Genomic DNA, 24,399 nt, shown 5'->3' with positions numbered 1-24,399 from the left:
TATGAAATTACTCGAAGGAAAAACGGCGCTGATCACCGGGGCAACCCGGGGAATCGGAAAAGCCATTGCAGAAGAATTTGCCCGCCAGGGTGCCAACGTAGCTTTCACTTATCGCGCCTCCGCTGAAAAGGCGAAAGAATTGGAAGATTATCTCGCCAGCCTGGGGGTCAAAACCCTCTCTTTTCAGGCCGATGCAGCCGATGCCGCAGTAATTCAAAAAGTGGTGGATGATATTTTTGAACAGTTTGGTCAACTGGATGTCGTTGTCAATAATGCTGGCATCACACAAGACAATCTGCTGCTTCGTATGAGCGAAGAGCAGTGGAATAATGTCATTCATACCAACCTCAATAGCGTATTTTATACAACCAAAGCGGCGTTGCGCTCCATGCTTCGCAAACGCAGTGGAAGTTTTATTAATATCAGCTCGGTCGTAGGTCTTCAGGGAAATGCCGGACAGGCAAATTATGCAGCTTCTAAAGCGGGGATGATTGGTTTTACCAAATCTCTGGCCCGCGAAGTGGGATCCCGGGGTATTCGCGCCAATGTCGTTGCGCCGGGCTTTATCGCTACAGAAATGACGGCAGAACTGCCGGAAAAGGAGCTGGCAGCATGGCTGGAAAATATTCCGTTGAAACGTGCCGGCGAAGTCTTAGATGTGGCAAACCTCTGTGTATTTCTCGCTTCCGACATGTCTTCCTATATCACTGGCCAGGTATTTAATGTGGACGGTGGAATGGTGATGGCCTGAGAAAATCACTTTACTTGTTGACCCATGTCATTGGGCGGTAGCCTTAGATGACTCAATTTAGCATCAGGGCATAACCCCTGATGCTATGAAAAAAATTGTTGTACCTACTGACTTTTCTCCGGCAGCGCACAATGCGTTTGAGTATGCCCTGCAACTCGCCGGTAAGTTTAGGGCTACGCTTGTTTTGGTTCATGTGATACCTCCCAAACCAGATATTGGACGGTATCCAATGCCTTCATGGCTGGAACTGGTTGACGTGGACCGGACAGAAGAAGCACTGGAAAAATTTAAAGCTTACGAACAGGAAGTTCAGGTTCGCCTGGGTGGTAATGTAGATGTGGAAATTGAGCTTCGGTCCGGTAATCCGGTTTCCGAAATTGTTCGCATGAGTAACGATGCAGACCTGCTTGTGATGGGTACACAGGGAATTGAAAGTGCGGATTCCAAAGTATTTGGCAGTGTCACCGGGCAGGTCGTACTCAAATCCCGGTGCCCGGTCATGGCTGTTCCTGAAAGTGCCGTGTACCATGAAATCAAAAATATCGTATTTGGAACTACCCTGAAGGAAGAAGAAATCGGAGGACTGGATACACTGCTAAACTTCGCCGAAACCCTGGGGGCAAAAATCAGTTTTGTCCATATCGAAGAAAAAGGTGAAAATGCAAACGTCCTGAATTTTTCTTCTATTGAACAGGTTTATGAGCTTCATGGACAGCAACAGGAGGTTGGAATCTACCAGTTTACCCATACAGATATCATTTCAGGTTTACAGATTTTTGTAAATCACACCCATGCAGAAGTAATCGCTATTCTCTCACATCACCATGATATGTGGGGCAAAAGTATGGCAAAAGAGATGGCTTATTACTCGGTGACACCGGTATTGGTATTCCATCTTTAGTAAAAATTTATTTTTGGGGAGGCATTGAGGTCTCCCTTTTTTTCTTTTGAAATAAATCATGTTCTAAACTGACAAATGTCATTTAGCAAAAAATTAAAATATGTCAATTTAGTTGCATAACAAAATATAAAGCCTATGAAACATAATTATTCTGGCTTTTCCCTTATTCCTGCATACTTATATTCGTTCGATTCATTCAGCTTTCAACAAAGAAAGCGTAGTCTTCAGAGAGATTAGTTTATTCGTATATTTTCATATTTTCATGTTGTTATATTTGGAGAATTTAAAAATATTTTCTTAACTTCATAATACGTATTTACGAGTATAAGTACTTCCCAGGCAAACATCTTCTTATTCTTCTGTAAAATCGCAATTGTTTGCAATATTCTTTTTTAATCCTGTTATGAACCACTGGTATTTATTGCCAGCTGTATGTTTTATTGTGTGAAATTTTTTACCCCCATTTGCAATGAAAAGGAGACATTTCTTAAAGATTGGCTCGGCTGCAGGTATAGGTCTATCCCTGCCCTTGAGCTTCACCCCCACCCAGCTTTTCGCAGATTTGCTGAAAAGACAAACGCTCGATCCTGCTTTCCAGGCAATGTTTAAGTTTCAAAATCTTGCGCCCAATGCCCTGGACCCCGGATTTATTTACCAACCCCTTTCCGTCAAAAAAAGTAAAGCTACTAAGAAAACAATTGAACGCTATATCATCGGAGCCTATGAGTTCTCGCATGATGCGGGCTTAGCAGCACCAGGTTCGACTCCCGGAAATAAGATTCCATGGGGTACAGTATCAACGGCGTGGGGATATGGTGACAGTGCTTCCACCCCTTCTTATCCTGGTAAAACGATTGAAATTAAGAAAAATCGGCAGTCCCGGATCAAGTGGTATAACAAATTAATGGATAATTCCGGAAGTCCTTTGCCACATTTTCTGCCCACAGATGATTCGGTTCACTGGGCTTTTGGCCATATCAACAAAATGATGGGCACAAATTACACGCTTCAGACACATGGTGTACCTCTGGTTCCTCACGTTCATGGAGGCCATACTTGCTCAGATTTTGATGGGCTGCCTGAATTCTGGTTCACGCCTGACTTTGCTGTCGTCGGCCCACGTTGGGTGCAGGAAGAGTATGTGTATGACAATGATCAGGAAGCAGGAACACTCTGGTATCATGATCATGCCCTCGGTATTACCCGTGTGAATGTCTATGCCGGCCTTGCAGGATTTTATATCGTTCGCGATACAAAAGATACAGGGAAAACAAATAACCCGTTGAAACTGCCCGCTTTCCCATACGAAGCTGCATTTGCTATCCAGGATAAGATGTTTGATGACAACGGACAGTTTTATTTCCCCGCATTTCCGGATGATCCAAGCTGGGAAGACTTCATTGAAGGCGAAGGCGCAACCCCTCCAAATATAAACGGTCCCAGTATCCTGACCGAATTTTTTGGAGACCATATTCTGGTCAATGGCGTTACCTGGCCAAAAATGGATGTAGAGCCCCGCAACTATCGCTTCCGTCTGCTTAATGGATCCGATTCACGCTTTTATGTGTTCAAGTTTACGCTTGATGGGGATGAAACGCCACTGCCATTTTACCAGGTTGGTACAGATGACGGATTACTGCCCAACGCGGTACCGCTAACCAGTCTGATCATGGGACCTGGTGAGCGCCATGATATTGTGATTGATTTTGCACAGGCAGGTATTCCTTTTGGATCCCGGGTGATCATGAAAAATACTGCTCCTGACGAACCATTTAAGGGCTTAAATCCTGATGGTACCAACAGCGATGGTATGGGTGGCATCGTACCTCCTGCCGATCCTAATACCACCGGTCAGATTATGGCATTTGATGTGAATGAGGTGCTAAACACGGCAATTCCTGACAATTTTAATCCAGGCAAAAAACTCCGTGCTTCAGGACCATTCGTGGTATCAGGTGCTCCAAAGGTTGTGCGGAAGCTTGTTCTTTTCGAAGGCAATGATCAGTATGGTCGTTTAAGGCCGCAGCTGGGTATTTATGATCCGGCCTCACCACTTAATGGATCTCTGCTTTGGGATGAAGCCATCACTGAAAATCCGATGAAAAACGATGTGGAAGAATGGGACGTTTACAACGCGACAATGGATGTTCACCCCATTCACCTGCATTTAGTCTCCTTTGAAATCAAAGGAAGGCGAAACTTTGTAGGAGGGGCGGTAGAACCAAATCCTGTAAACCCCGAAGATCCGGCAAATTTTGATATGATGGAAGGTGGTTCAAAACGAATCGCGGAAATCATTTCGGAAGATCCTTATGTGGAAGGCGCAGGTGTCGCCCCCAATGAATTGGGTGGTCCCAAAGATACGGCATTGATGTATCCTGGTCAGGTTACCCGTATTAAAGCCAAATTTGATTTGCCCGGGCGATATGTATGGCATTGTCATATCTTGTCTCATGAAGATCACGAGATGATGCGTCCTTATCATGTGGGACCACTGCCTGTTCCTGCTGCAGCACGTCTTGCTGGTGAAGAGGTTACATCCTTCAAAGTAGCTAATTACCCAAATCCCTTCCAGGACTATACGATGATTAGCTTTAACCTGCCAGAGGAAAGTACGGTCGATATTCGAATTCTCGACATTCAGGGTAGATTAGTGCATACTATGGGGAAAGCTTCCTTTGCCACCGGTATCCACGAAATCAAATGGAATGGTACCGATTCTATGGGAAGAGCGCTTTCTTCAGGCTTGTACATTTGCCAGATGGTCGCCAATGGTAAAGTCGTAGCTGCTGAAAAAATGCAGAAGGTATAGGCTTTTCCGGATAAATCACTGAGTGAATAAAAAAAGTCATCCGTTGTTTCACGGATGACTTTTTTTATATCAGTTGCAGAAAAAAAACTAGTATCTGATTTGCCCCAGTTTGTCAGAGTCAAGGATTCTGATCTCGCTTTTTCGCGTTTCAATGATATTTTCAGATTTAAATTCTGAAAGAACCCTGATCACACATTCTTTGGAAGAGCCAACCAGGCTGGCCAGATTTTCTCTGGAAATAGGCATCGCAAATGTGCCTTGTTCCTCCTGATATCTCTTTTGTAACAGCAACAGGGCATCTGCTACTCTTTTCCTTACCGTATCATAAGCGAGGTGAAGCAATTGATCTTCTTTTTCGTCGAGGTCGTGAGATAAAAGTTTGATAAATTTATGGGAAACATCGCGATTGTTGTACATCAGCGAAAAAAAGTCTTCACGCGGAATCAGCAATACTTCTGTGTCTTCCAATGCCGTAGCCGACTCTGTATAAGGCGCATCCTGAAGCAGGGCCGTATAACCCATAAAATCCCCCTGTTTGTAAAGTCCTGTAATGTATTCTTTTGCGTCTTCGTTTGTGCGGTAGGTTTTTACTTTTCCACTGTTGATAAACCAAAGACCATGGGGGTGCCTTCCTTCTGAAAAAATGATGTCCTTCTCTCTGTAAATTCTGGACTCCTGATTTTTGGAAAGCTCTTCGAGGGCAGACATGCCTCTGGCTTCATCAATAAATTTATTGATCCCTTCAATATCTCTTTCGACGTCCTTATGCAGAGATTCATGTTTTTTGAGCCTCATTTCTATGGCATCAAGGAGCTCCAACTCATCAAAGGGTTTGGTGATATAATCATCTGCGCCCAGGTTCATTCCTTTTCTGAAGTCAGTTTTTTCAGCTTTTGCGGTGAGGAAAATAAAGGGAATTCCTGCCGTTTTTGTATTGCGGCTCAACATGTGTAAAACGCCGTACCCGTCCAGCTCTGGCATCATGATATCGCAAATAATCAGATCGGGCATATTATCCTGGGCAAGTTTTACACCTGCTTTTCCATTTTCAGCTGTCAACACATCATAACTTGCGAGTTCGAGGATTTCAGCGGTATTTTCCCGCATATCCGGATTGTCTTCAATAAGAAGTATTTTCTTCATTTTATTAGCAGTTTTCGGGGTAATTGAATCGTGAAAATGGTCCCTTTTCCATAGATACTGGAAAAAGAAATTTGTCCATTCATGAGGTCGATATATCTTTTTACGATGCTGAGGCCCAGGCCGGTCCCCTGAATATTGATCGCATTTTTGGCTCGGAAAAACCGCTCAAACATATACGGTTGATCGGATTCCGGAATGCCCATGCCCTGATCTTCGATGGTCAGTACCAGATCGGTTTCATTCACCTGGGTCGAAATATGAATTTCTTTGTATTCCTGAGAATATTTGATTGCATTGGAGATAAGGTTAAACAGAATATTCTTTAATAGGTGAGGGTCCAGTTCTACGACAGATTCTGTTCCCTGGTAGGTATAAAAAAACTTCTGGCCCTCTTTCTTTTGCTCTTCGATTTCTTCGAGAAGGTCGTGCATCCATTCGACAATATCAAAGGTTTCGATATTGATTTCGATAATACCTTCTTCGAGTTTACTCAGTGAGAGAAAATCATTGAGGATATTGGTCAGATGGCGTACATTGGATTTGATGCGGTTGATATGTTTTTCCCGTTTATCTAAATGCTCACTCCCTTCATAACGGGTGACCAGTGATATGGAAGAAAGAATAGTCGCCAGTGGCGTCCGAAATTCATGGGAAGCCATTGATACAAACCGCGACTTAAGTTCGTTGAGTTCCCTTTCTTTTTCCAGTGCCAGTTGTATTTTTTTCTGGTGCACGATGAGTGCTTGTTCGGCCAGCTTCCGCTCCTTAATTTCTATTTCCAGCTCGTTGATGGCCTGTGCCAGCGCTTCTGTCCGGGCTTCCACACGTTGCTCAAGTTTTTCCGAATATTTTTTCAGTTCGGCTTCTGCCTCTTTCTGATGGGTAAGATCGTGGATAATTCCTGCAAAGATTTTTTCTTCTCCATGATCTACTTCGCTCACGCTCAGGTAGAACGGAAAGGTTGTTCCATCCTTTTTCAACCCTGTTACTTCTCTGCCTATACCAATTATTTTTTTCTCCCCTGTGTCAGTATAATTTTTGATATACCCATCGTGCCGGCTATGATAGGGTTCCGGCATCAGTATATTGATTTTCTGGCCGATCAGTTCTCCTTTTTCATAGCCAAATAATTGTTCTGCTGCGTGATTGGCAGATTCAATGGACCCATGCTTTGAAATGGTAATAATTCCGTCAACGGCTGATTCGATAATGGCTGTAAGCAGATTTTTGTTTCGGACCAGATTTTTTTCATGGTTTTTGCGATCCGAAATATCGACAGCAATAGCAATCACAAAATTACCATTGAGGGTACTTATGGGGTTCAGGCTGATTTCTACGGGAAACTCTTCTCCGTTTTTTCGCAGGCCAACGAGGTCTCTGCCTTTCCCCATAGGACGGAAATGAGGGTCGGAAAAATACTTATTATGGTATTGATCATGTGCAGGAATAAACCGCGGGGGAATAAGTACATTCATAGAATTACCCCGGAGGTTGCCTTCCGAATAGCCGAATATAGACTCCGCATGTGTGTTGGCAGCTATGATTGTTCCCTCAGCATCAATTACCAGCAAACCTTCTTCGCAAACCTTGAAAAGGACCGGAAGCGCCGCGTCCAGATTAAACTTCTGCATTGCTGAAGAATTGATCTCGTGTGACTCCATGCAATAAACAATTTGTTGCCGGTAATTTACACTTTTCCGTCCGGCAAAAAGAATAAAATATTAGGGTATTAGTAAATCGGGGATTTTTTTGATAGTCCTGATTCCGACCCGGTAATATTTCCATATGGGGGAATATGCCCCATTTGGAAAACCCATATAGGAACTTTCGCCTGAAGGGTCATCTTTCGGGTGTGGCTAGAGAAGAATATTTGGCTGAAAACACCTCTGTGGTGTGTCAGCATGACCAGCAGGTCTATGTTTGTATTATCAATAAACTGATTAAGACCTTCAACAACAGAGGCATAGTCCAATGTGTCAAAATCAATAGCATCCATGACAAGTTCATGCTGGTAGGCCTTTTTCAGGATTTGCTGCTTATACTCGTTGTCGGTATTTCCATTTTGCCGGATATGAATACAGTGTACCCGGGCCTTCATTTTACGGGAAAAACGCAGCACTTGTCCTATGGCTTTGATATCATCCTGCTCAAAGTTGGTTGCATAGGCGATATTGTTGATTGGGAAAAAATCTGCTAACTCAGGAATGACCATTACCGGAAAACAAGAACGCTGGATGACGGAAAGCGATACGGATCCCATGATTTTCTGGAGAGCATAATTTCCACCCCGCATCCCCATGATAATCATGTCAGGTTGAATTTTTTCACTTAAGCTGAGAATTTCTTCCGTAACTGGCCCCATGTTTATGCGAAACTCCAGGGTGATTTTTTCTGAAAGTTCTTGTGGCAGATCCTTTTCCAGTTCTTTAAAATGCGAAAGCGCAATGTCTTCCTGTTGGTCCATCATTGCTTTCTGAAAAAAAAGAGGCGCAAAAGGCTCTATGGTTTCAGGTGAATACACATGAAGCAGCAAAATTTTTGATTTAAACCGGGCTCCTAGCCTGGCCGCATACTGGAAAGCATGACGAGAAGGTGGTGAAAAATCAATAGGAAGCAGGATTGTTTGCATGAGTAGCTATTTCAAAGAATAAATTAAGGGTGAAGCGCCAGCAGAGGAGTCTCACCTTCCAAAGCCGCTTTTCGGGTAAGACTGGTATGCATAATTCTTTCGAAGATGCCATGGGAATGGGTAAGCATTACCACCAGATCCACAGGGTTTTCACTTATAAATCCCTGAAGTCCTTTCCATACATCAGGCTCATGTAAGACAAAAAAATCTATATTATTTCCATTGCCAAGCAGGACATCCTTTTTTACCGCTGTGCTTAGCCGGCTCCATGGATCTTCGGATTTTTTATTAATATGAATACAACTGAGATTCGCGTTGAAATGCGCTGCCAGATCTTTGATGATCGTCGGCAAGGTCAGCGATTCCTCCTCAAAATTGGTGGCATAAAGAATATGATTAAAATCCTGGTACCTGGCCGCAGCAGGAATGGCCCATACCGGTACTTTGACTCTTTCGATTATCTGGGAAGTGACACTGCCAAAAAATTTACCCACTGCATTACTTGCACCCAGTGTACCCATTACAATGGCGTCTGCCTGTGTTTCTTCCAGCGCATGCAAAATGCCGTCAATCGCAAAAGAGTACGAGATTTTGTGCTGAATAGGAATTTCTTTGCCCAACTCCTTTTTTACGCGGTCGGAATATCGTTTGAACTCCTCCTTCGCGAGCCCTTCCTGCTCCATATTCACCCGGTCAATCAGTTCCGGAGATATATAAAACTCTCCGGTGGCCGCATAGTGGAAGGTATGGAATAATATGATTTCAGCTTCATATTTTTCTGCAAGGTGCAGTGCATACGTAAATGCGTTGTGCGCTGCCGGCGAAAAGTCCGTAGGAAATAATATCCGTTTCATCATGCTGTGTTTATCTGTGGAAGGCCAATAAAGGAATATCAGTATAGAGTACCATCTCCCGGGTCAGGCTTTGATCGTAGAATTTGTCAATCAAATCCCTTCTTTGGGTAGTCATAGAGAGCAGGTCAATGCCATTTTCATCTATGAAATTGTGCAGGCCTCTCACCACATCGCTATGGTTGATCACATAAAATTGTAGTTGCCCATCACTCTCCAGGCTGTACAACCGCTCAAAGGCGCTTAACTGAATTTTGCTCCAGGTTTCCTTTTCCGTACCTACATGGGTGCAATATACTTTCGCATCAAAAAATCTGGCAAAATCTACAATCTGGTCAATAATGCTCAATTCGGTTTCATCCATTCTCATTCCATACAGAATGCGCCGGATGGGTTTGTAGGTACATTCTGCGGGGATAGCCAGAACCGGGCATACCGATTTCTCAATGACCTTGGTCGTGACGCTGCCTAATATCCTTTCAGAGACACTGGCGGCACCTAATGTGCCCATGATAATGAGGTCAATATCCATCGTGCGGCTGAGATCCGGAATCACTTTTTCGGGTAAACCAGCCTGAAGAATAGGCCTTACTTCAATGCTTTTTCCCACCTGAAGCTGTGCTTCCCGCTGATATTCATGAAAAAAGTTGATGGCCTTTTCCAGTTTTTCTTCTTTCAGTGATTCTACCAGCGCGGCTGGCATCTGTCCCTGATGAATATTTAATTCCTGATATACATGGAGAAGCACGATTCCTGCCCCCAATTGATCTGCAATATTAAGTGCATATTCAAAGGCGTTGTGAGCAGTTTCTGAAAAATCTGTAGGAAATAATATCGTTTTTATCCGACTATTTTCCCCGACTCGGTTACCGTTTTCTATGGATGGTTGAGGGGCTGCCATAACTATTTTATTTATATAGCCAAGATAATTCCGGGTTCTCCGCATGGGAATGAGAATCAACAATTGCCAAAATGACTTTTGTCACTCTGCCTGCTGCCGAAGCGTATTTTCCACTCCGAAAGCCCGTTTTACTTTTGTTCTATGCTAACACCCGTCACCGATACTCAAAAAGATCTGGCTTGTTTTCATTGTGGCGATACCTGCCCGACTGAGCCTATTGTATTTGACCAAAAATCCTTCTGCTGTGAAGGTTGTAAGACGGTGTATGAAATTCTCAATCAGCATGACCTCTGCGTCTATTATGATCTTGAGAAACATCCCGGTATTACATTAAAACCCGGAAAAGCGCAGGATCGGTATGCCTGGCTGGATTTACCGGATGTCGGGCCGCGGATATGGGATTTTGCCGACGATCAAAAGGTAAAAGTTACTTTTTTTCTGCCTGAAGTGCATTGCGCCTCCTGTATCTGGCTGTTGGAAAATCTTCATAAACTTCATCCCGGAGTCGTCAGTTCCCGGGTCAATTTCCTCCGTAAAGAAATCTACCTGACCTACCTGAAAGATCGGGTTACTTTGCGCCAAATGGTCGAATTGCTGGCATCCGTAGGTTATGAACCAGAAATCAACCTGGGCGATTTAGACAAGAAAAATACAGCGGGAAACAATAAATCTTTTTTTTATAAACTGGGTATTGCGGGATTTGCTTTTGGCAATATTATGCTGCTGAGTTTTCCCGAATATCTGGGGCTCAACTGGGAAATAGAAACCTCATGGGGGCGCCTGTTTGGCTATTTACAATGGGTACTGGCATTGCCTGTATTTTTTTACAGTAGTTCGGTCTTCTTCCGATCTGCTTTTCTGGGGTTACGGCAAAAAAATCTGAATATCGATGTCCCGATCGCCCTGGGCATTATTGCACTGTTTGTACGGAGTTCCTACGAGATATTTTTTCTGGATGCTGCGGGTTATCTCGATTCACTCGCCGGCCTGGTATTTTTTCTCCTGAGCGGAAGATGGTTTCAGCAGAAAACGTACGATTCGCTTTCTTTTGATCGGGATTACAAGGCCTATTTCCCGGTAGCTGCTACAAAAATTACAGATGGACAAGAACATAAGGTCATGTTGTCTGAGTTGCAGGCAGGGGACAAATTAGTTGTCAGAAACCAGGAACTGATTCCGGCTGACGCCCGCCTGCTAGCGGCGGAGACGCAGATTGACTATAGTTTTGTGACGGGAGAGTCCATGCCTGTAACGGCCAAAGCCGGAGATTTAATCTATGCCGGAGGCCGGCAAACCGGTGTATCTTCCGAGATCGTCTTATTGAAAAATGTATCACAGAGCTACCTTACCCAGCTGTGGAACCAGGAGGCATTTCAGGGAGAACAAAAGACCCAGTTGGACAATCTGACCGACAGGTTTGGCAAAAGATTTACGGTGGGTATTTTGATGATCGCCGTTTTTGCAGCCATTTACTGGCTGATCTTTGATGCGTCGAGAGCCGCGGAAGTGTTTACTGCGGTATTGATTGTCGCTTGTCCCTGTGCTCTGGCAATGGCCGGGCCGATTACCTTTGGCAATACGCTGCGGATACTTGGGCAGTGGAAATGTTATCTGAAAAACAGCCGGGTCATTGAGTCGATGGCTGGTATTTCTCATATAGTGTTTGACAAAACCGGTACGATAACCCGTACCGGAGAGATGGAGGTGCATTGGGAAAATGGCACATTGACTTTGCTTCAGCAGTCGCTGGTGCGCGCTTTGGTAAGGCATAGTGTGCACCCGGTAAGCCAGGCGCTGTATGGTTCGCTTGAGGGAAATGATCACCAGATCGTAACCAACTGGGAGGAAATCACAGGCGAAGGCGTATCCGGAACGGTCTCAGGGGTGAATATCCGGGTAGGACGGTATGATTATGTCTCTGGAGAAAAGTTCACAGGCGGTTTTCCCGGTACGTATATTTCGATTGGAGGTGAGATCGTCGGAAATATCCGGTTGGGGCATCGTTACCGCGAAGGGTTGCAGGAACTGGTCGGCGATCTCCGCCCCATGCCAATATCACTCATAACCGGTGATAATGATGCGGAGGCCTCCGGCCTCCGGGATTTGCTGGGTAAAGATACCACCCTCGCCTTCCGGCAGTCGCCGGAAGAAAAACTTCAGTTTATTCAGCTCCTGCAACAGCAGGGCGCCCGGGTAATGATGATTGGTGACGGGCTCAACGACGCAGGCGCTCTGCGCCAGGCTGATGCAGGCATCGCCGTATCTGAAAATATCAATCATTTTTCTCCCGCATGCGATGCTATACTGGATGCTGAAAACTTTAACCGCATACCGCGGATTCTGGCTTATACGCGCACCAGTCTTCGGTTGGTGAAATGGGGCATAGGCATCTCTATTGCCTACAATATCGTGGGTTTGAGCTTTGCCGTACAAGGGGTTTTGTCGCCGGTTGTCGCAGCGATTCTTATGCCGGTAAGCTCGGTTACCGTGATTATTTTTGGGCTGGTTACTACTTATCTGGCTGGCAGACGGTATGAATAACGGATGACTTATATCCGCTCAAAGTAGGCTCTCAGTTCCTGACGTACCATTTCGTCAGGCATTTCAGGAAGTGGGATTTCTGTGGCCCCATACTCCTGCTCCAGGCTGATCACATGATCCCGCAACGTGCGAAAGTTGTCTTGCGATCTGGCAATATCCAGTAACAGGGGAAGTCGGTTTTTATGTTCCCGGTGAAGGGTACTGGCTCTGACGTAAATCAGCCAGAAAAAATCAAGCAAATATCGTGTGTATTTGTTGTCTGAACCCATTGATTTCAGTTCCTGTGTCTGAAAAAGGGTTTCAGCAAAAGCGAGGATTTCCTCCACAGAATGTGGGACTTTATCGAGATTCAGAAATATATCCAGGCAGATATCGACATTTCGGTTGTCAATGTCATGCTGGTTTTCTGAACGATCGATCTGCATCTGCTCATATTCAGTGAGGATTTCTTCGATTTCTTTTTGTCCCATTCCTACTCTTCTGGCAAAATCGAGGCATAATTCGTACTCGCGCTGCTCAATTTCCCCATCAACGAGCATCATATATACCAGATTCTTCAGCGTAAAGAGTTTTTCCTGTTCATCTTCCGGTATAATAAAATCCAGATTCTGATGATTTTCTATCAGGTATTCGACATCTTCAGGTCCCAGGCCGAGGTTGTCGGCGACATCATGGAGGAATTCTTCTTCAACCAGGGTAAGGGCACCATCTGCCATAGCCACAAGAAACAGGTTCTGGAAAATGGCCAGATGTTGTATATGCTCCTGCTGTTTGGCAAGATAAAACTCGATTACCTTGTCAAGGTAATCCAGCTCAATCTGCATAGCTCCTGCAAGCTTTTGACATAGGGCATATTCCCTTTCATGAATCTGTCCGTCGGTAACCATCATCAGCACAACCCGGTGAAGTTCATGCCGGCAGTCTTCTGCTTTTTCCGGTACCCGAAAATCAAGACTCGGGGCATTTTGAATGATTTCTTCTGCGATATCCGAATCCAGCCCCAGATTCCCTGCAAGCTCAGCAAGTACGGCGATTTCATTTTCATGAATCAGCCCGTCTGCATAAGCCATTATGCATAGGTTTTGGAAGGTGGTTAAGTTGCGTTCGTGCTCGGTCATAATCATACAGGCAAATGCCCGACGGCAAAGGTATAAAAAAAATCCGGCCTTTTCAGAAGCCGGATTTTTGATGGTATCAGGACGATGATTTTATTTCCCTGAAAGATCTACCACTTTGCTGTTTCCATTTTTTGTGAGGGTGACAAGATGGTCGCAGGTTCCGTCGCCAAAGTCCACCGTAAGATCTGGTTTTCCTGTGCGTTTGATAAGCTTTATCCCCTGCACCGGAATATTGATTCCCTGAATGCGGCATTTGCGTTTAAATATCAGAGGAGATACAATATTGGCGCTATAGCTTTCCCCGGTGGTACGTGTACCATGAATCATGCCTTCAACGTGAAACTCGTCATTGATGGGGTTGGGTTCACGTACCCATGTGCGGGTGCGGGTAAACTCACGGGTAGCGGTGGTATTGTCAGGCCAGGTGATTTTTCCGTCTTTCAGCGTGGTGGTGAGGCTGATGTTGGAGACGAAGGAAGCGGAGACATTTTCAATCGTTTTTGTTCCTTCTATCTGTAAGCTGTCAACTGCATAATTCTCCAGCTCGATTTTTAGTTTTGCACCGGGAATGTAAAGCCTTTTGGTATAGGTTACGATGATTTTCCCGTAACGTGTTTTGCCATCAGGGCCGGTACACCCTGTACCAAAGTCGATCGTAATGGTTTTGGTCGTGGAGTCGTGCGTAACTGTAGCGCAGGCAGGGATGGTTTTTTCAGCAAACACTCTTCCCATAGAGGTGAAGTCGGTAATTTCAACAGCCTCCATCGAATATTCATCTACCATTTCATAAGAATCTTCGGCTTCCGCTTCCATGACGGCGAGGGCTGACTCTTCTTCAGAAATTTCATTTGCCACTTCTTCCTTCTGACAGGCAGTAAGGCTGATCAGGAGTGCGGCAAACACGAAAAAAGACAAACGGCTAAATGCGGGCATAAGGAATTTTATTGTTTTCATAATTTTTTAGAATAATGTTTTTGTGAACAGGTTGCTTACGAATTCGAAGTTGGTACTTAGACCGCCGGATTTTCTGAAGGTTTAATCACCATAAAAAAAAAGCCATCCCGAAATTCAGGATGGCTTTTGATTACCGGAGTTGATCCCGGTTTATGCTAACCACATTCACTCACTAAAACCCATAGCCATAATCGAAACTATCTTCGAATGGCTCAAACAGCATATCTTCTTTCGTCATAATCAATCCATTGTCCAATGGCATTTCAAAACTCATAGGATCCATTTCCAGTTTATCTATATATTTCCGGATACCCTTTTGTACAATTTTAGGAAGTTTGACATTCATACCATCCACTGACAACCCATAGCCGTTTGCGCCTTGTGGATGAAGGCTGATTTCTTCAAAACAATCCATTTCCATCACTGCCAGTTCTACAGGGGTGCGTTGTCCATTGCTCAGACGCGCTGCATTGATGTGCCTTTTGGTTACTGTAACTTTCATATCTGTATTTTTTATTACCTGATTCAACCTTTCTAAAGGCTAATTTGATGATTTAACTCCTGAGGACAAGTACGACAAACCACGTTTTCTTACAGTCGGAGGTATCTTGTAACATATGTTTAATTTATACTACAATATTTTTTTTCTGGTGGAATAAAAAGCTGCCGGCATTACCTTTAACTGCTTTTTTATGAGGGCAATAGGTGTATGGGAATCACAGATTGTGTATATTGGGGTGTGGCGAAAGTGTGTGTAATTCTGAAAAAATGCCTTTATGCAATTAACAGCTGAACATATCTCGGTAGCACTGATATTGGCAAATGTCTTTGTTTCTTACCAGGGGTTTTCCAAAATCGGCTTTAAAGAGCAATATATATTTGATATTGACCGGATCCTGATCGGCAAAGAATATATCCGGATGATATCTTCGGGTTTCCTGCATGGTGGCTGGATGCACCTGCTGTTTAATATGTACACACTGTATATTTTCAGTTCGACATTGGGTACGCCTTATGTGGGTTTAGGCATTGTCCCTTATCTGGTTGTATATTTTGGGAGTCTGCTCGGTGGAAACCTGCTGGCTTTGTATGTGCACCGCAATCACGGCGATTACCGTGCGTTGGGGGCTTCCGGTGCCGTGAGTGGGGTGATGTTTGCGGCAATTGTGATTTTCCCGGGAATGGATATATCTTTCATTTATCCGCCCATACCTATTCCTGCCTGGATTTTTGCACTGGCTTTTGTATTGATTTCGATTTATGGTACCGGTGCGAGACTTGGCAATATTGGGCATGAAGCCCATCTCGGGGGTGCTGTGACGGGTATGCTTGCCGGGATATTGTACAAACCGCAGTCTCTGGCGGAACAGCCCTGGCTGATTATGGGAATTCTGATTCCTACCGTAATCTTTATGATCATTCTCATAAAAAGACCTGAGATCCTGTTTATCCCCGGATACCTGAAAAGCAGCCTCAGCTATTTTCGACCCAAAATGACAAGGGGCAAAAAATCTGATGTGATGGTTTCCGGCAAACGCAAGTCTGATTATGCCAGTACAGAGGAAGAACTGAATGTATTGCTGGATAAACTAAATCGTGTGGGCATGAAGGGACTTTCCTCCAGCGAAAAACAACGATTAAAAGAACTTTCTGAGATCCGGGACAATTAACCTTTCTGCAAAGCTATGTTGTATATATATAGCCGCTCGCTTATCTTTATGTTGCTTTCCTTCCTGATGACAAATATTTTCTGTCAGGAAATATTTGTGGAGAGTAAAGCAAAGGTAAAGCTGTCTCCTGATGGGAAAATACAATTGAAGTTTGTGAAGATTTTCACGGAGAGCGGCCAGGGATCAGTTTTTATGAAAAATATGAGTCCTGCTACGGATTCGCCGGGGATATGGGAGGTGTTTACAGAACCCGGAGGTAAGATCCAGATTGAGAACAAAAATGGTTTGTGGGGAAATGCGAGGTTGGGGCAGGTATATATAGAAATAGAGCAGGTGAAAAATGATGCAGATGGCTTTTCGGGTTGGCGGTTGTTTACAAGAAAAGACACGGTGTATGTGAGTGAATGGCAACAGATTTCGTCAAAGCAGGAGCGGTACAGTGCAAATATGTTTCGCCGGTACCATCACCTGCTGTTACCTTCAGGAGAGCCATTTGATATTAATTTGCTGACGTTTCTTCAGGTACAGCCAGGGAAAAATACCGTTGATATTTCGGAGTCAGGAAAAATCTCGGATTACCCCGGGGAGTTTAAGATTCTGGCAGCCTGGATCCTCATGAAATCGCTCGTGAGTCGTTTGGCGGGAGAAAAACAGAGGTAAGATTGAGAATTTTTGTGTGAGTATTTTTGATTCTTTTTAAAGATTTTTCGTCTCTTACCATGCAATTATGAATATTTTTTTGTCTTTACCTATGTAAGAATAAACGGGAGAATGTTCATATTTTCCCGCCAAAATCGCTTATTGTTATCTTGTCCGCAGACCCAATCTAAACCCAATACTATGGTACGACAGCGCGTGTTCCTCTTGATTATATGGTTTACAACGGGGGCCGTTTTTGGTCAGCAGTCTGCTGGTTCACTGCGTGCCCAGCGTCATACAGGAGAGAAAATTGTCTTTGAAGAATCATTTGACGATAATACCCGCAACTGGGAAATCGTAGATACGAAACAACTCACCTCCGAAATTTCGGACGGTTTTTTTCAGTTAAAGGGAAAAACAGCATATTCCCCGGCACTGCTTGCCCAACTGGTGGATCTCGATCCTGCCAACAATTTTTCCTTTGAAACCACCATCACCCAATCTTCGGGAATGAAAAATATGGGATATGGAATATGCTGGGGTGCGAGAGACGATCGCCAGGATTGGTTTGCCTTTCTGATCAGTTCCAATGGCCAATACACCATCCTGAAAAAGTTGCGGGAAGACTATTCGGAGATCAAACGCTGGACAGAGAGCGACAATATCAACGGGCAGGGAAAACCCAACACGCTCAAAGTTCAGAAAAACAAGGACCGCATGGAATTTTATATCAACGATAAGCTTGTGTATATGAGCCAGGTGGACGAGTTGCGCGGGAAAAAAGCGGGAATCTTATTTCACGGCACAATGAAAATCGAAGTGGATAATTTTGTCGTGAAGGAGTTTCCGTAGTTAATTCAATAGCCTCGCAGAAAATCGTTGGTTTTTTCTGATATAGTCTGTTTAATTCTCGGCCATGTAACTTTGTTAAACATTTTTGGATCGGCATCCGGGTCCGCATCGTCAAAATAGGTGAGGCTTTTGAGAATATGGAACATATCGATGCCAGGTAGTTTGGATTTAAAAATTTTCACCAATTCCGCCAACGAATAATGTTCTAAAATAAAATACAAATCAATGAAATCTTTTTTGACACCACGTCGGGCAATTGCCATAAGTTTCATGATGGCAATATTTTCTAAAGTGGCAAGTCGAATCCCCTCTATTTCTATATAATCCTGTACAAATGGATAAGGAAATTTTAAAAAATCCATTTTCACATCGTTAAGGCGAACTTGCAGGAAAGGTGGTTTATTAATCAGTATATCCAGGTTCCCCATTGTCTGTAAAGCCTGTAAAATATCCGTACTGTCATAATCATATGCTGTAAATAGATCCAGATCTATTGAGTTTCGATGTCCTATTTGTAGTGCTAATCCAGTTCCTCCGACCAAATTAAACTGCTGGAAATCTTTCCGTTGCATTACTTCTTTTAGTAAGGCCAGAGTTGCTGGATGGACTGTGGCTGATTGTAGCATCGAAATTCTGATTTAGGAACATTGAATAGGTTGCTGCAAAAACTCAGAGTGACATTGTCTAAGTAGCGTATTTCCAAAGTCTCAGCCTGGATTCGCTTCAGTCCATACAATCGGATTAATGCAAACCAGTCACTAAGTCTCCCTCGGGCAAGTACACGTTCGATAATGAAACGGGCATGCTTTTCTTTATTTAGGGTAGTTTCTTCAATATCCCAAAAAAGGTTAGGAGAGAAAGTATCCGAAATATCTTTCATGGACGATGGTATTTTACTTGACTTAAATTCACTATGAATTTACGAAATGATCATAGATTTTTCTTGGCAATAGTAGATTTTTTGTTTTGATTCTCGCTATTATTTGGGAATCACTGATATTCCTGACTATGACCCAGATACTTCCTTGAAGTAAAAATCGTATATTTACTTTGGTATCCTAAGCCCTTGCCTATGTTTAAGTTTTCGGCGTTGCTGCTTTTTCTCTTTGGTTTTTCCTCATTGATAGGCCAGGATTATCTGCTGTTTCAAGATGAGTTTACAGTCAATGCTAACCGATGGGAGTTGAATAAATCTTCATCTTTCCAGGCCGGTCTGCGCGATGGAAACCTCCATATCAATCATCAGGAATCCGGCGACTTACTTTGTGTTCATGAAGTATTGCTCAACGCCTCCCGCGATTTCCGTATAGAATCTGCCATGACCCTGCATACCGGTGTCTCTCCCGAAGGATATGGTCTGTTGTGGGGTGCCAATGATCGTATGGATCGCTATTATGCCTTTCTGATTCGCCCTGAAGGCTATTTTGCCGTCATCCAGCAATTGCCCGGAGAAAGAACCCTGCTATGCCCCTGGACCCGCTATAAAAAAATCGGTGGGCCGGGAACCGAAAATATCCTTTCCATAGCAAAAATTGGCTGGACCTTTCGGTTTTCGATTAATGGAAAACAGGTATATGAGATGCCTTTCTCCAAACTGTTTGGCAAATATCATGGGTTTCTCGTCAATGACCTTTCTCAAATTTCGATGTCCTGGTTTCGCATATTCCATCCTCCGGTCGATATTAACCTCGCGACAGGAACTTTTACCCAGGCTGTAAAAACCCTTCTGGACTCCACCGTAAATTCGCCATTGAGCCATGAAACGGCACCCCGGCTGGCGGTCAATGGCCGGGTGCTTTATTTTACCCGGTCACCGCTCGAAAACCCTTTTGATCAGGGCGATATATGGGTTTCTGCCATGCAGGGAGATACCATGTGGGGTGAGCCCGAACAATTACCTCCGCCTGTAAACAATCAGGAAAGAAACGAAGTCTCCACAGTTTTGCCCGGAAACCAGTCGTTGCTATTGTCGGCCTCTTATTTCCCGGATGGAACCGCCAATGGGTACGGGGTCTCACAGACTTATAAAAACCGGGAAGGAAACTGGGATATTCCGGTTGAACTGGACATACCGGGTTACACCAATACCTTTAGCCCGGCAACTTGCCAATTGTCAGCAGATGGAAAAACCCTGATGATCGGCATGAGTGGCACAACAGGGTATGGAGATCTTGATATCTATGTGAGTTTTCGGGAAAATAACCAATGGACAACGCCCAAAAATCTGGGGCCGACCATTAATACCCCGGGCGTGGAAATGACGCCATTTTTGATGCCAGATGACGAAACGCTGTACTTTACTTCGACCGGGCACCCAGGTTACGGGAAAGGCGATGTCTATCGCAGTCGCCGGTTGAGCAATACCTGGACAAAGTGGAGTGAACCCGAAAACCTCGGACCGGTGATCAATACCCCGGAATGGGATGCCTGGTATATGCCCATAGGCGGAGACCGGTTTGCATGGATGGCTACCCAGGATTCGATGAAGCAGTTTGATATCTATCGCGTACGGGTACCCGAAGACCTTACTTTACAGCCGATCGTAAGGGTATATGGGCGGGTGCTGCACAGCAAAACCGGCGAACCCCTGGGCAGCGAAATCACCTGCAGTGATCTTTCTCCGGATTCATTGTTAAATCGCACGCAATCTCACCCGACGTCCGGGTTTTACAATATTTTTCTGCCGTATGGCAGAGCTTACCAATTGTACGCAGAGAAGGTAGGATTTTATGCCGTGACCGATACCCTTGACCTGCGAAGGATCAGTCAGTTTCGTGAAATCCGCAGAGATTTGTACCTCGCCCCGATAGAAGTCGGGGAAACCATTACCCTCAATCAGGTGTTTTTTCAACGTGCCCGTGCCGAACTGATTGCAGACTCCTATCCGGAGCTGGAGCGATTGGTTTTACTGATGCGGTCGATTCCCTCACTTACGATTGAAATTCGCGGACATACAGATAACCTCGGTACGGAAGCCGAACTTCAAACCTTGTCGGAGGCGAGAGCTGCGGTTGTAAAACAATACCTTACCAACCGGGGGATATCCGCCGAAAGAACCATCAGCCACGGGTATGGCAGCACATTGCCCATAGCCAGTAACGAGAACCCCGCCACGCGCTCACTCAACCGCAGAGTAGAATTTCGGATACTTAGCAGATAGATTTCAATTTTTTTGCTTAATTTTCGTTCGAAATCTGAACTTCCTGTTGAAGGAGTTTCTTATTTACCCCTACTCATGGATTACCTGTTGGAAAGCGATTTCCTTGCTCCGCCTGTGGTAAATGTTTCCGTTTTGTGCGCTAATTACAACAATGGACGTTACCTTCCGGACCTCATAGACAGTATCCATCAATCTACTGTCCGTCCGCAGGAACTTATCATCGTAGATGATGGTTCGACCGACAATTCAATCGAAATGTTGGAGTCCTATAGCCATATTGACTACCTGAAGGTTATCAGCATCCCCACCAATACGGGTATTGCCCATGCCCTGAATACCGGATTGGCTCAGGCTTCATGTAAATATATCATGCGCATTGACGCTGATGATTATGTGGATCATACAAGAATTGAAAAGCAATTTGAGTATCTGGAGAAACATCCGGAAGCGGATCTTGTGGGTAGTAATGTCACCTATTTTGAAAACGGAACGGGCAAACTCATCAATCACTCCAATTTTCCGATTGGCTCTGACCGTATTGCCCGGCGTTACTTAAGAGGTGAAAATGGCGTACTGCATGGTTCTGTTATGATTCTTAAAGACAAGCTGAAGGAAATCGGCTATAATGAATCGCTGGCGATATCTGTGGATTATGACCTCTTTGCCCGAATGATTCGCAAAGGATTTACGATGCATAATCTCAACGAATCGCTGACTTACGTGCGACTTCACAAGTCCAATATGGCGGTTTCGATGGCCTTTCCGGTAATTGAAATGAATTTCCGGCTCAGGGATGAAATCTTCAATACCCAAACCACGCGTTTTCATTTGTACACCTACTATATACATCTGCACTATTACCGCAAATATTTGTTTGAGCCCAGTTCCTTATTGCGCCATTTATTTCTGCTGATATCTGTTGTATTTATGCCAGGTAAGTTACTAAGAAGATTTACTGGCTGGCAGGGGGTACCATAGCACCTGTTTGTTCGTTTAGATTAGATATGCGAAATAAAGCACAGCTACATCATTATATATTTCTTTCGGGCCTCATTCTTGCGGTTGTGGGCTTACCTTTATCCCGGGCTTTATTATCTATATCTTTAATAGTATTGGTAGTAAACTGGATTGTGGAGGGTGATTTTTTGCGCAAGTGGCAGGTTATCCGCAAGGTGCCCTTCCTTTGGTTGTTTACAGGGTTTTATGCAATTCATTTATTTGGCCTGTTGTACACGGTCAACCCAGAGCCAGCATGGAAGTCCCTGATTGTGAAGCTACCGCTGTTGTTTTTTCCTTTGGTAACCATCACGGTAAAAAAACTAACCCGCCAGGAATTCGCCCTCGTTCTTCGGGCATTCATTTCTGCCAGTATCATTGCGGGTTTGGTTTGCGTTGGCTCTGCATTGTATGAAAACTATACCACAGGCCGGGCTATCCCAGACCCATACTTTTTTACTTATTTCCAGTTTTCCGGATATATTTTTCTTCACCCAACCTATTTTTCACTTTTTCTTAATCTCGCAATTCTGGCTTTGGGCTGGTTATGGTTTGACCGTCGTAAACACGGAGAGCCTGAGTATGCTGTCCGAATCAGTTTGCAAATGGTAGGGCTGTTTTGCCTTGTGGTGATGCTTTCCGCGCGTATGCAGATTTTCATTCTGCTTGCGATTGGACTTATCCTGCTCCTTTACATATTTTATCAAAGAGGAAAACTTTTGTCGGGTCTTGGACTTACATTTGCGGTTGCTGCAATTACATTTGGCGTAATATATGCCAGTCCCGGCAACCAGGCGCGGTTTAAGGACCTTTTTTCTTCCGGTGAATCATATACCGGCAAAATTGAACATAGCGGAAAAGCTGTCAGGGTTTTTATCTGGGATAAAGCCTTCGGCTTGATTGAGGACAACCCCTGGCTGGGTGTCGGAACCGGCGATGCTCTGGATGAACTCGCCGAATCTTACCGGGATGGCGGATTTTCCTACGGCTATCAATCCCGGCTCAACGCACACAATCAATACCTCGAAACAGCCGTTGCCCTCGGGTTGGTGGGAATGATATATTTGGTGATCTGTTTTGTTTTTTCCGCAGGGCTTGCCATTCAGCGAAAAAATTACCTTTACCTGGGTTTTGTTATACTCTTTGCGGCGTCCTGTCTGACAGAATCTATGTTGAGCCGCCAGCTCGGCGTAAATTTTTATGCCTGCTTTAATGCTTTGCTGGCGTTTCAGGCGCCTTTCCTTCGTGGTAAAGTTGTGGGTTGATAAATGGAATCAACGCCATAATTACTGCCGGAAGATACAGACTCGTGCGGGTGATCAGATCTCGGGTAAGTAGCCCTACAGCGCCGTTTTTTTGTTTGGAGTTGTTTGTGCCAAATACTTTATCATCGGCTTCGCCCAACTCTATTCCCTCCCGGATATAATCTGCCACGGCATCGGGTAAAAAAAATGTGGCAGTTTTCCCTTTCCCTGTTCCCGCTTTTCCTCGCACCACCACCCAGGCAAAAGCGGTCATTTGATGGCCTATTTCCTCAATTCCGCCTTCCACCCCTACCCAGAAATCAGCTTCGGGTACCGCATCTTTTGCAGCTTCCACCCGATTCTCTGCACCGCGCAGCGTCTCTTCATCAGACATGGGTTGATCATTTACCCCGGATAATACGTTTATACCAGAGAAAGTCAGTGATTTTTCCACAAAAACCTGTAAGAAAGCCTGGCTAACAGCCTCGATCTTTACCGGATTGCGGGAGGCGATGATGATTTTCATGGCGGGAAGATAAAAGTTGAATTTTCCCTATACAAACTTTGATTTTCCGGTTACAGTCATTTTTAATTTATTTTATTGTTTCAGGGTTATAATTTTATCCTCATATAATAAGCCCATGTTATTCTTTATCCATCTTTTGTTTTTTCCGCTTTCAGTTATCAGTGCCGTTCTTCCTGCTTCGTCAGGGATATATACCGCCAATGACGGCAGGGTGAACTTTACTTCCAATGCACCTTTAGAGTTGATTAAGGCCGCTTCTAATAATCTCCGCGGTGCATTGGACACAAATAAAAATACTTTCGCCTTTAGTATTTCCATTCAGAGTTTCGAGGGATTTAACAGCCCGCTTCAGAAGGAGCATTTTAATGAGAAGTTTATGGAAAGTGATCTTTACCCCAATGCAACCTTTCAGGGTAAAATCATAGAGGCACTAGATGTCAGTCAAAAAGGTGAAGTAATGGTTAGGGCAAAAGGGCAACTTACGATTCACGGGGTCACACAGGAAAGAATTATCAGGAGTAAGCTTACCGTCAAAGATGGAAAAATGGTAATCGAAGCCCAGTTTTCTGTACTTTTAGTCGATCACAATATTTCTATCCCTAAGATTGTGAGTCAAAAAATAGCCGAGGAAATTGAAGTTTCTATCTTTATGGAAATGATTGAGAAAAGTGTTTCAGAACGTTGAATGAATCTGTAATTTTAGGAGAGACC

At 44.3% G+C, this 24,399-nt stretch carries 21 protein-coding genes; 11 read left to right on the top strand and 10 right to left on the bottom strand.

What is annotated here, in order from left to right:
* Position 1: 1 nt before the first annotated feature.
* The 3 genes from fabG (at position 2) to R3D00_26465 (ending at position 4,464) form a co-directional block, all read left to right on the top strand.
* On the top strand, positions 2 to 751 hold the full coding sequence (gene fabG, locus R3D00_26475; protein MEZ4776750.1) for a 3-oxoacyl-[acyl-carrier-protein] reductase: 750 nt from the start codon (positions 2 to 4) through the stop codon (positions 749 to 751).
* Positions 752 to 836: 85 nt separating this feature from the next.
* On the top strand, positions 837 to 1,652 hold the full coding sequence (locus tag R3D00_26470; protein ID MEZ4776749.1) for a universal stress protein: 816 nt from the start codon (positions 837 to 839) through the stop codon (positions 1,650 to 1,652).
* 469 nt (positions 1,653 to 2,121) lie between these two features.
* Complete coding sequence (locus R3D00_26465) at positions 2,122 to 4,464, top strand: multicopper oxidase domain-containing protein (GenBank protein MEZ4776748.1); 2,343 nt, start codon at positions 2,122 to 2,124, stop codon at positions 4,462 to 4,464.
* 87 nt (positions 4,465 to 4,551) lie between these two features.
* On the opposite strand, the gene R3D00_26460 is transcribed toward R3D00_26465, so the two are convergent.
* The 5 genes from R3D00_26460 to R3D00_26440 form a co-directional block, all read right to left on the bottom strand.
* Positions 4,552 to 5,607: a response regulator gene (locus R3D00_26460; GenBank protein ID MEZ4776747.1), complete on the bottom strand. Its 1,056-nt coding sequence runs from the start codon at positions 5,605 to 5,607 to the stop codon at positions 4,552 to 4,554.
* Entirely contained in the window at positions 5,604 to 7,268 is a 1,665-nt protein-coding gene (locus tag R3D00_26455) for a PAS domain S-box protein (GenBank protein ID MEZ4776746.1), read from the bottom strand. Before R3D00_26455 ends, R3D00_26460 begins: the two co-directional genes overlap by 4 nt.
* Positions 7,269 to 7,336: 68 nt before the next feature.
* Entirely contained in the window at positions 7,337 to 8,236 is a 900-nt protein-coding gene (locus R3D00_26450; GenBank protein ID MEZ4776745.1) for a universal stress protein, read from the bottom strand.
* A 23-nt stretch (positions 8,237 to 8,259) separates the two neighbouring features.
* Complete coding sequence (locus R3D00_26445) at positions 8,260 to 9,090, bottom strand: universal stress protein (protein ID MEZ4776744.1); 831 nt, start codon at positions 9,088 to 9,090, stop codon at positions 8,260 to 8,262.
* 10 nt (positions 9,091 to 9,100) lie between these two features.
* Positions 9,101 to 9,988 (bottom strand): universal stress protein, encoded by an 888-nt coding sequence (locus R3D00_26440; protein MEZ4776743.1) that lies wholly within the window; start codon positions 9,986 to 9,988, stop codon positions 9,101 to 9,103.
* A 141-nt stretch (positions 9,989 to 10,129) separates the two neighbouring features.
* On the opposite strand from R3D00_26440, the gene R3D00_26435 reads away from it, so the two are divergent.
* A complete protein-coding gene (locus tag R3D00_26435) occupies positions 10,130 to 12,529 on the top strand; it encodes a heavy metal translocating P-type ATPase metal-binding domain-containing protein (protein ID MEZ4776742.1) in 2,400 nt (799 codons plus the stop codon).
* Positions 12,530 to 12,537: 8 nt separating this feature from the next.
* Here R3D00_26435 and R3D00_26430 read toward each other — a convergent pair whose 3' ends face one another.
* The 3 genes from R3D00_26430 to R3D00_26420 all read right to left on the bottom strand — a co-directional run bounded on the left by R3D00_26430 (position 12,538) and on the right by R3D00_26420 (position 15,103).
* Positions 12,538 to 13,599 (bottom strand): hypothetical protein, encoded by a 1,062-nt coding sequence (locus R3D00_26430; protein ID MEZ4776741.1) that lies wholly within the window; start codon positions 13,597 to 13,599, stop codon positions 12,538 to 12,540.
* Between the two features lie 138 nt (positions 13,600 to 13,737).
* On the bottom strand, positions 13,738 to 14,601 hold the full coding sequence (locus tag R3D00_26425; GenBank protein ID MEZ4776740.1) for a hypothetical protein: 864 nt from the start codon (positions 14,599 to 14,601) through the stop codon (positions 13,738 to 13,740).
* Between the two features lie 172 nt (positions 14,602 to 14,773).
* Positions 14,774 to 15,103, bottom strand: a complete 330-nt coding sequence (locus tag R3D00_26420) for a hypothetical protein (GenBank protein ID MEZ4776739.1) — start codon at positions 15,101 to 15,103, stop codon at positions 14,774 to 14,776.
* Positions 15,104 to 15,377: 274 nt separating this feature from the next.
* On the opposite strand from R3D00_26420, the gene R3D00_26415 reads away from it, so the two are divergent.
* The 3 genes from R3D00_26415 (at position 15,378) to R3D00_26405 (ending at position 17,762) form a co-directional block, all read left to right on the top strand.
* Positions 15,378 to 16,271, top strand: a complete 894-nt coding sequence (locus R3D00_26415; protein ID MEZ4776738.1) for a rhomboid family intramembrane serine protease — start codon at positions 15,378 to 15,380, stop codon at positions 16,269 to 16,271.
* Positions 16,272 to 16,286: 15 nt separating this feature from the next.
* Entirely contained in the window at positions 16,287 to 16,931 is a 645-nt protein-coding gene (locus R3D00_26410; GenBank protein MEZ4776737.1) for a hypothetical protein, read from the top strand.
* Positions 16,932 to 17,111: 180 nt separating this feature from the next.
* Complete coding sequence (locus R3D00_26405; GenBank protein MEZ4776736.1) at positions 17,112 to 17,762, top strand: hypothetical protein; 651 nt, start codon at positions 17,112 to 17,114, stop codon at positions 17,760 to 17,762.
* A gap of 5 nt (positions 17,763 to 17,767) precedes the next feature.
* Here R3D00_26405 and R3D00_26400 read toward each other — a convergent pair whose 3' ends face one another.
* Positions 17,768 to 18,388 carry a nucleotidyl transferase AbiEii/AbiGii toxin family protein gene (locus R3D00_26400; protein ID MEZ4776735.1) on the bottom strand — a complete coding sequence of 207 codons (621 nt, stop codon included), beginning with the start codon at positions 18,386 to 18,388 and terminating at the stop codon, positions 17,768 to 17,770.
* Between the two features lie 446 nt (positions 18,389 to 18,834).
* On the opposite strand from R3D00_26400, the gene R3D00_26395 reads away from it, so the two are divergent.
* From R3D00_26395 to R3D00_26385, 3 genes are all read left to right on the top strand, one after another.
* Complete coding sequence (locus R3D00_26395) at positions 18,835 to 20,922, top strand: OmpA family protein (protein MEZ4776734.1); 2,088 nt, start codon at positions 18,835 to 18,837, stop codon at positions 20,920 to 20,922.
* 75 nt (positions 20,923 to 20,997) lie between these two features.
* Positions 20,998 to 21,900: a glycosyltransferase gene (locus tag R3D00_26390; protein ID MEZ4776733.1), complete on the top strand. Its 903-nt coding sequence runs from the start codon at positions 20,998 to 21,000 to the stop codon at positions 21,898 to 21,900.
* Positions 21,901 to 21,926: 26 nt separating this feature from the next.
* A complete protein-coding gene (locus tag R3D00_26385; GenBank protein ID MEZ4776732.1) occupies positions 21,927 to 23,183 on the top strand; it encodes an O-antigen ligase family protein in 1,257 nt (418 codons plus the stop codon).
* Here the strand turns inward: R3D00_26385 and yjjX are convergent.
* Positions 23,128 to 23,688, bottom strand: coding sequence for an inosine/xanthosine triphosphatase (yjjX, locus tag R3D00_26380; GenBank protein ID MEZ4776731.1), 561 nt, complete (start codon positions 23,686 to 23,688; stop codon positions 23,128 to 23,130). The genes R3D00_26385 and yjjX overlap by 56 nt on opposite strands.
* A 115-nt stretch (positions 23,689 to 23,803) precedes the next feature.
* Between yjjX and R3D00_26375 the strand changes: the two genes are divergently transcribed.
* Complete coding sequence (locus R3D00_26375; GenBank protein ID MEZ4776730.1) at positions 23,804 to 24,373, top strand: YceI family protein; 570 nt, start codon at positions 23,804 to 23,806, stop codon at positions 24,371 to 24,373.
* Positions 24,374 to 24,399 lie beyond the last annotated feature (26 nt).

The sequence above is a fragment of the Bacteroidia bacterium genome (genome assembly GCA_041391665.1).
Taxonomy (GTDB): Bacteria; Bacteroidota; Bacteroidia; order J057; family J057; genus JAGQVA01.
This window is presented reverse-complemented; position numbering and strand designations above follow the sequence as displayed.

Bases quoted from the DNA above. Each gene is read 5' to 3' on its own strand.
- fabG (MEZ4776750.1), top strand. From the start codon at position 2: ATGAAATTACTCGAAGGAAAAACGGCGCTGATCACCGGGGCAACCCGG.
- R3D00_26470 (MEZ4776749.1), top strand. From the start codon at position 837: ATGAAAAAAATTGTTGTACCTACTGACTTTTCTCCGGCAGCGCACAAT.
- R3D00_26465 (MEZ4776748.1), top strand. From the start codon at position 2,122: ATGAAAAGGAGACATTTCTTAAAGATTGGCTCGGCTGCAGGTATAGGT.
- R3D00_26460 (MEZ4776747.1), bottom strand. From the start codon at position 5,607: ATGAAGAAAATACTTCTTATTGAAGACAATCCGGATATGCGGGAAAAT.
- R3D00_26455 (MEZ4776746.1), bottom strand. From the start codon at position 7,268: ATGGAGTCACACGAGATCAATTCTTCAGCAATGCAGAAGTTTAATCTG.
- R3D00_26450 (MEZ4776745.1), bottom strand. From the start codon at position 8,236: ATGCAAACAATCCTGCTTCCTATTGATTTTTCACCACCTTCTCGTCAT.
- R3D00_26445 (MEZ4776744.1), bottom strand. From the start codon at position 9,090: ATGAAACGGATATTATTTCCTACGGACTTTTCGCCGGCAGCGCACAAC.
- R3D00_26440 (MEZ4776743.1), bottom strand. From the start codon at position 9,988: ATGGCAGCCCCTCAACCATCCATAGAAAACGGTAACCGAGTCGGGGAA.
- R3D00_26435 (MEZ4776742.1), top strand. From the start codon at position 10,130: ATGCTAACACCCGTCACCGATACTCAAAAAGATCTGGCTTGTTTTCAT.
- R3D00_26430 (MEZ4776741.1), bottom strand. From the start codon at position 13,599: ATGGCTTATGCAGACGGGCTGATTCATGAAAATGAAATCGCCGTACTT.
- R3D00_26425 (MEZ4776740.1), bottom strand. From the start codon at position 14,601: ATGAAAACAATAAAATTCCTTATGCCCGCATTTAGCCGTTTGTCTTTT.
- R3D00_26420 (MEZ4776739.1), bottom strand. From the start codon at position 15,103: ATGAAAGTTACAGTAACCAAAAGGCACATCAATGCAGCGCGTCTGAGC.
- R3D00_26415 (MEZ4776738.1), top strand. From the start codon at position 15,378: ATGCAATTAACAGCTGAACATATCTCGGTAGCACTGATATTGGCAAAT.
- R3D00_26410 (MEZ4776737.1), top strand. From the start codon at position 16,287: ATGTTGTATATATATAGCCGCTCGCTTATCTTTATGTTGCTTTCCTTC.
- R3D00_26405 (MEZ4776736.1), top strand. From the start codon at position 17,112: ATGGTACGACAGCGCGTGTTCCTCTTGATTATATGGTTTACAACGGGG.
- R3D00_26400 (MEZ4776735.1), bottom strand. From the start codon at position 18,388: ATGCTACAATCAGCCACAGTCCATCCAGCAACTCTGGCCTTACTAAAA.
- R3D00_26395 (MEZ4776734.1), top strand. From the start codon at position 18,835: ATGTTTAAGTTTTCGGCGTTGCTGCTTTTTCTCTTTGGTTTTTCCTCA.
- R3D00_26390 (MEZ4776733.1), top strand. From the start codon at position 20,998: ATGGATTACCTGTTGGAAAGCGATTTCCTTGCTCCGCCTGTGGTAAAT.
- R3D00_26385 (MEZ4776732.1), top strand. From the start codon at position 21,927: ATGCGAAATAAAGCACAGCTACATCATTATATATTTCTTTCGGGCCTC.
- yjjX (MEZ4776731.1), bottom strand. From the start codon at position 23,688: ATGAAAATCATCATCGCCTCCCGCAATCCGGTAAAGATCGAGGCTGTT.
- R3D00_26375 (MEZ4776730.1), top strand. From the start codon at position 23,804: ATGTTATTCTTTATCCATCTTTTGTTTTTTCCGCTTTCAGTTATCAGT.